The 2888-nt window shown below is 51.0% G+C and carries 1 rRNA gene; it reads right to left on the reverse strand.

The features are described 5' to 3' along the window. Positions 1-2789 (reverse strand): 23S ribosomal RNA (locus C4N22_RS12655); the annotation flags it as partial. Positions 2790-2888: the final 99 nt, after the last annotated feature.

The following is a 2888-nucleotide window of genomic DNA, read 5'->3' on the forward strand; positions in this document are numbered from 1 at the left end:
CTCCACTTACACATCGTGCCTATCAACCTTGTAGTCTTCAAGGGATCTTACCTGATCAAATCAGTGGGATATCTTATCTTTGGGTCGGCTTCACGCTTAGATGCTTTCAGCGTTTATCCGATCCGTACGTAGTTGCCCAGCTATGCTCCTGGCGGAACAACTGGTGCGCCAGAGGTACGTCCGTCCCGGTCCTCTCGTACTAGGGACAGCTCCCATCAAATATCCTGCGCCCACGACAGATAGGGACCGAACTGTCTCACGACGTTCTGAACCCAGCTCGCGTACCGCTTTAATTGGCGAACAGCCAAACCCTTGGGACCGAATACAGCCCCAGGATGCGATGAGCCGACATCGAGGTGCCAAACCTCCCCGTCGATGTGGACTCTTGGGGGAGATCAGCCTGTTATCCCCAGGGTAACTTTTATCCGTTGAGCGATGGCATTTCCACTCACATACCACCGGATCACTAACTCCAACTTTCGTTACTGCTCGACCCGTCAGTCTCGCAGTTAGGCTCGCTTCTGCGTTTGCACTCTTTTGCTTGATTTCCGTTCAAGCTGAGCGAACCTTTGAACGCCTCCGTTACTTTTTAGGAGGCGACCGCCCCAGTCAAACTGCCCACCTAACAATGTCCCCCGACTCGATTCAGAGCCGCAGGTTAGAATTCCAATATCGCAAGGATGGTATCCCAACGGCCACTCCGCAACCGCCAAAGCGATTGTTTCCCTGTGTCCCATCTATCCTGTGCATGCAACATCGAAACCCAATATTAGGCTACAGTAAAGCTCCATGGGGTCTTTCCGTCTTGTCGCGGGTAACCGGCATCTTCACCGGTACTACAATTTCGCCGGGCGGGCTGTTGAGACAGTGCCCAAATCATTACGCCTTTCATGCGGGTCAGAACTTACCTGACAAGGAATTTCGCTACCTTAGGACCGTTATAGTTACGGCCGCCGTTCACTGGGGCTTCGATTCAATGCTTGCACATCTCCTCTTAACCTTCCAGCACCGGGCAGGCGTCAGCTCGTATACGTCATCTTTCGATTTAGCACAAACCTGTGTTTTTGGTAAACAGTTGCTTGGGCCGATTCTCTGCGGCTCCATCTCTGGAGCACCCCTTCTCCCGAAGTTACGGGGTCAATTTGCCGAGTTCCTTAACAACCCTTCTCCCGTTGGCCTTAGAATCTTCTTCCTACCTACCTGTGTCGGTTTGCGGTACGGGCACCTCAGAAATACACACAGCTTTTCTCGCCATCTTCCATCCCAGACTTCGGTACTAACTTCCCTCGATCTCTACCGGAACCAACACCCGGCTCTGAGACTTCAAATGTGTCCCTGTGCTTAACTCTTTTGGTGGTGACGGAATCTCTACCGTCTGTGCATCGGCTACGCCTTTCGGCCTCACCTTAGCTCCCGACTAACTTGGAGCGGACGAACCTTCCTCCAAAAACCTGAGGCTTTCGGCCATGCAGATTCTCACTGCATTCGCGCTACTCATTCCGGCATTCTCACTTCTATACACTCCACAGCCGCTTGCGCTACTGTTTCACCGCGTATACAACGCTCCCCTACCCAATGTATTGCTACATTGCCTAAGCTTCGGTGCCAGGTTTAGCCCCGTTAAATTCTCCGCGCAAAGACGCTCGACCAGTGAGCTATTACGCACTCTTTGAATGAGTGGCTGCTTCTGAGCCAACATCCTGGTTGTCTGCGTATCTTCACATCGTTTTCCACTTAACCTGACTTTGGGACCTTAGCTGTAGATCTGGGCTGTTTCCCTTTTGACAATGACATTTATCTGACACTGTCTGACTCCCAGGCATCAATATTCTGGCATTCTGAGTTTGATAAGCTTCGCTAACCTCTCGGCCGCTAGGCTATTCAGTGCTTTACCTCCAGATATCTAACCTGAGGCTAGTCCTAAAACTATTTCGGGGAGAACCAGCTATCTCCGGGTTCGATTGGAATTTCTCCGCTACCCACAGTTCATCCGCCGCCTTTTCAACGGAGGTCGGTTCGGTCCTCCATGGAATTTTACTTCCACTTCAACCTGACCATGGGTAGGTCACCCGGTTTCGGGCCCATTATATGCAACTTAACGCCCTTTTCAAACTCGCTTTCGCTTCGGCTCCAGTCCTTAAGACCTTAACCTTGCTGCATACAATCGCTCGCCGGACCGTTCTACAAAAAGTACCCTATCACACTTTGACGTGCTCTAGGTGCTTGTAGGCACAGGGTTTCAGGTTCTCTTTCACTCCCCTCCCGGGGTGCTTTTCACCTTTCCTTCACAGTACTATACGCTATCGGTCACTGGGTAGTATTTAGGGTTGGAGGGTGGTCCCCCCATCTTCCGACCAGGTTTCACGTGTCTGGCCGTACTCTGGATTCTGCGCAGCTCTCTCCGTTTTCACCTACGTGGTTCTCACACTCTCTGACCGGCCTTCCCATGCCGTTCGGTTAACAGATCGAGTCCTAAAAGCAGTCCGTACCCCGGAAGTCTTTCGACTTCCGGTTTGCCCTCTTCCGCGTTCGCTCGCCACTACTTACGGAATCTCGTTTGATGTCTCTTCCTCGCCCTACTTAGATGTTTCAGTTCAGGCGGTTCCCTCGATACACCTATTTTGAATTTCAGTGTAACGTACCTGAGTATGAACCCAGGTGAGTTTCCTCATTCAGAAATCTCCGGATCAATGCTTATTTGCAGCTCCCCGAAGCTTTTCGCAGCTTATCACGTCTTTCATCGGCTCCCAGTGCCAAGGCATTCGCCCTGCGCCCTTGTTCGCTTGACCTTTCAAACGTTCTTCAAGAACATTTGGTATCCTCTTGATTCTCTCTTGCCAACGAAGATTATGTTACCCTTCCTTTTGAAATTGTAATATTTCTTAAAA

It is taken from the genome of Faecalibacterium prausnitzii (assembly GCF_003287495.1).
GTDB lineage: Bacteria > Bacillota > Clostridia > Oscillospirales > Ruminococcaceae > Faecalibacterium > Faecalibacterium prausnitzii_I.